This window comes from Achromobacter sp. RW408, from assembly GCF_003184165.1.
Classification (GTDB): domain Bacteria; phylum Pseudomonadota; class Gammaproteobacteria; order Burkholderiales; family Burkholderiaceae_B; genus Achromobacter; species Achromobacter xylosoxidans.
In genome coordinates this window covers 73,439-78,661 of record NZ_QHHO01000022.1, presented here as the reverse complement: position 1 = coordinate 78,661, position 5,223 = coordinate 73,439, and the positions used below count along the sequence as shown (strand labels likewise).

Below are 5,223 nucleotides of genomic sequence, written 5' to 3'. Positions count from 1 at the left end.
GTTCTCGCCCCCCTCCCGCCAGCGCGCCGCCCGCGCCAATTCACTGCTGTGGATCCTCGACCCGCTCGAGCGTGATCCCGGCTATCTGCGCCGCAAGATGTTCGGCTGCGACGCCGCCTACCTGGACGGCGCGCTGTACCTGGTGGTGGCCGACCGCGAAACGCCCTGGAACGGCGTGATGGTGTGCACCTCGCATGAGCGCCACGCGGCGCTGCTGGCCGACATGCCGAGCCTGCTGCCGCACCCGGAACTGGGCAAGTGGCTGTACCTGCCGCAGACCGACGAGGCGTTCGAGACGCTGGCGACCCGGTTGGTGGAGCTGGCGTTGGCGCGCGATCCGCGCCTGGGCGTGGTGCCCAAGCCGCGGGCGCGGCGGCGCAAGTCCTGGCGGGGCGAGGAATAAAGCGCGCCGGCGCGCCCTTGCGCCGCGCGGCATGCCCTTACGGCTGCCAACATGGCGACGGGCGTGAAATCATCCGAACGCTGCGGTGAACCGATAAGGAGCCGAGTCGGTTCACATCGATCCGGCCGGGTCGCCAAACACCTCGCGCCAGGGCCGCGACAGCACATCGGTGTCGGCCGTCGACAGGTATTGCGGCGCCCCCCGCGCCATGGCGGCGAACAGCAAGGCGTCGCTGGCCCCGTCCCACGGCGCCGCGAGCGACTCGTCGACCTCGCCGTCCTCGTCCACTTCGCGAATGAACGCGGCGTCGCCATCGACGGCCTGGGCGCGTTGCCGCAGCAGGCCGTGGATCTGCAGCAAGCCGCCATGCACGGGCGAACGCGCCCCGCCCCGACGGCTCGCGGCGGCCAGCACGCCATACCATTCCGATTGCGGCGGCGCATCGGCAGGCGTGGGGACGCCCTCTTCGTCTTTCGACCAGCGCTCCCAGGCGCGACCGTAGCGGTCCCAGCCGTCGGCGGGCAGATCGGCGCCCAGCGCCCGCGCCTGTTCGCGCGTCAGTTCGGGAATGCGGGCCAGGATGTCGACCACCGCCTGGCCGTGCGGGCCGAACAGCGCGCCCGGCGGCAGCGGTTGCAGCAGTTCGATCGCGGCGGCGCGCCAGTAGCCGGGTTGCGCCACCAGTCCGGACATGTCGCCCAGTTGCGTCACGCGCACGCGCCACAACTGCCCGGGCCAGCGGCGGCCCAGCGTCATGGTGGCAATGGATTGATCGACGACCAGCCAGGGCGGCTCGGCGCGCGCCAGGCGGACGTGGTTGCCGGCGCGTTCAAGCGCCATGTCGGGATCGGCGGCGTCGAACCAGAAACCGTCGCGGTCGGAAGAGGCGGGCGTGGAAGTCGTCATGGCCGTCATTATCTGTCCAAAGCGTCGGTCCAAAGCGTCGGTCCAAAGCATCGACCCAAAGCGTCGATCCAAAGCGGCGGCCGGCGCGCGAACGGCCGCCGGGCATCCCGCCCCTCGGGCCGCGTCATTGCCTGGGACGGCGGCGCCTCAATCCGCGGCGGCCCGTTCGGGCGCCAGGGCCTCCTCCAGCCGGTTGCCGCCCAGGGACTTGGCGCGATACAGCGCCAGGTCCGCACGCGCCAGCGCATCGGCCAGCGGCGGCGCGTCCTCGTCGAAACAGGCCAGGCCGATGCTGACGGTGGCGGCGATGCCCAGGCCATCGGCCGGGTTGGCGATGGTGGTGGCAAAACGGCGGGCCGCGGCCGCCCCCAATTGATGGGCGCGGCGGGCGTCGTCACCCGCCAGCAGCGCGGCGAATTCCTCGCCGCCAAGGCGCGCCAGGATGACCTGCGGCCCGAGCGCATCCCGGGCCACCGTGGCGAACGCCGCCAGCACCAGATCGCCGGTGTGGTGGCCGTAGCGGTCGTTGATGGCCTTGAACTGGTCCAGGTCGAACGCCAGCACGGCGATGGGCTCGCGCCCCGCGCTGGCCGCGATAAGGCGCGCGCCCTGCTCGAAGAACCAGCGGCGGTTGCCCAGCCGCGTCAGGTAGTCGGTCTGCGACTCGCGCACCAACTGCGCATGGGTTTCCTCGCGGATCAGCTTGATCAGCGTCATTGGCAGCAGCACCGAATACAACACCCCTTCGTACATGGTGATATTGCTGGCCAGCAACTGCACCGACGGACCCTCGACGGCGACCCACCACGGCAGCAGGAAGGTCCGGCAGAAATAGACCAACGCATGGATGCCCGCGACGGCGATGGCGAAGTTGCGGGTCTTCAGCGTCTTCATGGAATCGCAGCGCAGCAGTTCCCAGGCGGTCAGCGCGCTGACCAGCGCAATGGGCAAGGCGCTGACGTATTTCCAGACCACGTCCTGCCCTGGCACGCCGGCCGCCAGCCAGATCAGCGCCATGACCGCCAGCAGGCCCACCGAACGCTTGCGGTAATGGCGCCCGCTGAGCGAGGCGACGCTGTTCAGCACCAGCAGGTAGCCGCTGAGGATGACCAGATTGCTCAGCGGCGCGCCGATCGCGGCCGGCATGTCGGCGCGGAACAAGGCGCAGATACAGCCCACGGCCAACGTGCCGAAACCGGCCGCGAGGATACCCAGCGAACGGCTGCGATTGGGATGGGTCCGATGCTCCCAGAACGTCAGGCCGGCACTGGCCAGCAGCGTTCCGATGGTGATGAAGTAAAGGGTGAGGAGATCGACGTGCATCTCGGCCGGAAAGAGGTGGCACGCCAGGAGGAAATTGCGGCGGCGTTCGCAATTTTAGGGGGAAATCCGCCGCGGATATGTGACGGGGCGGCCGCTATCGGGGGCAATAAGTCCCCAATTAGGCCGCCCCGCCCGCTTGGTGTCAGAAGCGATACGTCACGCTGCCCACCACGGTGCGGCGGGTGCCGAAGAAGCAATCGCCACGGGCAAGGCAGGTGCCCACGTACTGTTTGTCGAACAGGTTGGTGACGTTCAGCGCCAGGCGCATGGGACCCGCATCGTAGGCCAGCACGGCGTCATACAGGGTGACGGCGGGCACGCCGTTCTGGCCGGTGCCGTCGTCGCTGCTGCCGTTGTAGCGCACGCCCGCCCCCGCCAGGAAGCCCGGGGTTCCCATCACGCTGAAGCGGTAGTTGGCCCAGAACGACGCCATGTGCCGGGGAATGCTGGCCAGTTGGCGCCCCTGTTCGGCCGGCGTGCCCTTGGCCACCTTGGCGTCCAGGAAGGTGTAGGTGGCCACCAGATCGACATTGCCCAGCGACGCCAGGGCTTCCAGTTCGGCGCCCTTGGTGCGGGCCTCGCCCACTTGCACGGTGTCGGCAATGCCGTTGACCACGCCGGCGACCTTGCGGTTTTTCTCGGTCATGTCGAACACGCTGGCGGTGACCGTCAGGTTCTCGCCCGGCGGCTGGTACTTCAGGCCCGCCTCCCATTGCTTGCCGCGCAGCGGCTTGAACGCCTGGTTGGCACGGTTGAAGCCGGCCAGGCCCTGGAACGATTCCGAGTAGCTCAGATAGGGATTGAGGCCGGCCTCGGAGCGGTACATCAGGCCAAAGCGCTTGCTCATTTCGCTGTCATCGCGCGACCCGGACGGCGTATCGTCCACCGACGCGCGCGAGCGATCGTGGCGCAGCCCCAGCATCAGCAGCCAACGCTCCCATTCGAGCTGGTCCTGCATGTAGAGGCCCAACTGGTTGCCGCGCGAGGTCGGCGCGCTGACCGTCGAGGTGGGCGGCGTGAAGTTGCCGTACACGGGGTTGTGCACGTCGATGGGCGCGACCGTGCCGCCCACCCCCTGGCGCGCATCCAGCACGGAACGCTGGTAGTCGATGCCGGTCAGCAGGGTGTGGCGGATCGGGCCGGTCTGGAACTTGAACTGGCCCTGGGTGTCGACCACGAACTGCTTGAGGGTCGGCTGGTTCTGGTAGATCACGCGGCGCAGCAGCGTGTCGCTGCCCGGCACCCATCCATGCCCGGCGCCGTTGAAGCCGGCGGTGTAGATGCTGCGATAGTCGACCTCGCTGTGCGTGTAGCGCAGGTTCTGCCGCACCGTGACGTTGTCGTTGAAGGCGTGCTCGAACTGGTAGCCCACCGCGCTCTGCCTGGCGGTGTACTTGTCGAAGTCGGGTTCGCTGACGAAGAAGTCCTGCGGGATGCGGCCGGCCGGCGTGCTGGTGAGCGTGCCGCGCCACGGGAAGAAACCGACCATCGATCCGCTATTGTCTTTCTGGAAATTGGCCAGCAGCGTCAACGAGGTCGCGGCGCTGGGCCGCCAGGTCAACGACGGCGCGATGAAATAGCGGTCGTCGTCGACGTATTTGACCGAACTGTCGCTATCGCGCCCCAACGCGACCACGCGATACAGCCACTTGCCGTCTTCGTCGATCGGGCCGGTGAGGTCGGCCTGGATCTGCTTGCGGTTGTGGTTGCCGTAACTGACGCCGATCTCGCGCATCGCCTCGGGCTGTGGCCGCTTACTGATCTGGTTGACGATGCCGCCGATGGCGCCCTGCCCGTACAGCATGCCGGACGGCCCGCGCAGGATCTCGATGCGCTCCAGCGCGTAGGGGTCGGGCCGGGTGTTGTTGTAGGACCCCACGGCGTTGAGCAGGCCGTCGAGGTATTGGGTGGAATCGGTGCCGCGGATCTTGATGGAGTCGCCGCGATTGTCCGGCCCGAACGCGCCGGCCGTGACGCCGGCGGTATAGCCCGCCGCCTGCTGCACCGACTGGGCGCCCTGCAGCGTCATGCGATCCTGGGTGATGACGCTGATCGACTGCGGCGTTTCCATCACCGGGGTGTCGGTCTTGGTGGCGGTGGCGGCACGCTTGGCGACAAAGCCCTGCACGGGGCCGACCGCGGTCTGTTCGACGTCGCTGCCCGTGACGGTGACGGCGGGCAAATGAACTTCGGCAGGAGCGGACTGCGCCAGGGCGGCGCCCGGGATCCCCAGGCCGAACACGATCAGAGACAATTGCCGGGCACGGAAATGCACCGGGCGCCGGCGGGACGAAAGGCGTACAGCCATGGAAACTCCGTTCACACGTGAATAATAATAAGAACCAGTCTTATTACATTTAGGAGCGGAATTATAGCCACACTGTTTCAGCGGAATGCCAGGATCAATGGTTTTATGACAATGGGAATTGATCCCGGAATTATGATGACCGCCGCCTCCGATCCGTGACGCATCTCGCGCCGCGGATAAGCCGACCTTTGGACGGCCGGGAGCCCGCGCGGGCCGCGGGCGGTTTGACGCCCGAGACTCCACCGAAACACCTGGTGGCAAACCGTGGCAGCCTGCAACGGTG

At 67.8% G+C, this 5,223-nt stretch carries 4 protein-coding genes; 1 reads left to right on the top strand and 3 read right to left on the bottom strand.

Annotated elements, in window-relative coordinates; all coding sequences use genetic code 11:
* Positions 1 to 403 (top strand): hypothetical protein (locus tag DK459_RS02630; protein ID WP_233256747.1); only part of this gene is annotated, 403 nt, incomplete at its 5' end.
* Between the two features lie 111 nt (positions 404 to 514).
* Here the strand turns inward: DK459_RS02630 and DK459_RS02625 are convergent.
* The 3 genes from DK459_RS02625 to DK459_RS02615 all read right to left on the bottom strand — a co-directional run bounded on the left by DK459_RS02625 (position 515) and on the right by DK459_RS02615 (position 4,940).
* A complete protein-coding gene (locus tag DK459_RS02625) occupies positions 515 to 1,309 on the bottom strand; it encodes a hypothetical protein (protein WP_233256746.1) in 795 nt (264 codons plus the stop codon).
* Positions 1,310 to 1,456: 147 nt separating this feature from the next.
* On the bottom strand, positions 1,457 to 2,632 hold the full coding sequence (locus DK459_RS02620; RefSeq protein ID WP_110134439.1) for a diguanylate cyclase: 1,176 nt from the start codon (positions 2,630 to 2,632) through the stop codon (positions 1,457 to 1,459).
* Between the two features lie 142 nt (positions 2,633 to 2,774).
* Positions 2,775 to 4,940 (bottom strand): TonB-dependent siderophore receptor, encoded by a 2,166-nt coding sequence (locus DK459_RS02615; protein WP_080564182.1) that lies wholly within the window; start codon positions 4,938 to 4,940, stop codon positions 2,775 to 2,777.
* Positions 4,941 to 5,223 lie beyond the last annotated feature (283 nt).

Coding starts and splice junctions, on each gene's coding strand:
- DK459_RS02620 (WP_110134439.1), bottom strand. CDS start 2,632: ATGCACGTCGATCTCCTCACCCTTTACTTCATCACCATCGGAACGCTG.
- DK459_RS02625 (WP_233256746.1), bottom strand. CDS start 1,309: ATGACGACTTCCACGCCCGCCTCTTCCGACCGCGACGGTTTCTGGTTC.
- DK459_RS02615 (WP_080564182.1), bottom strand. CDS start 4,940: ATGGCTGTACGCCTTTCGTCCCGCCGGCGCCCGGTGCATTTCCGTGCC.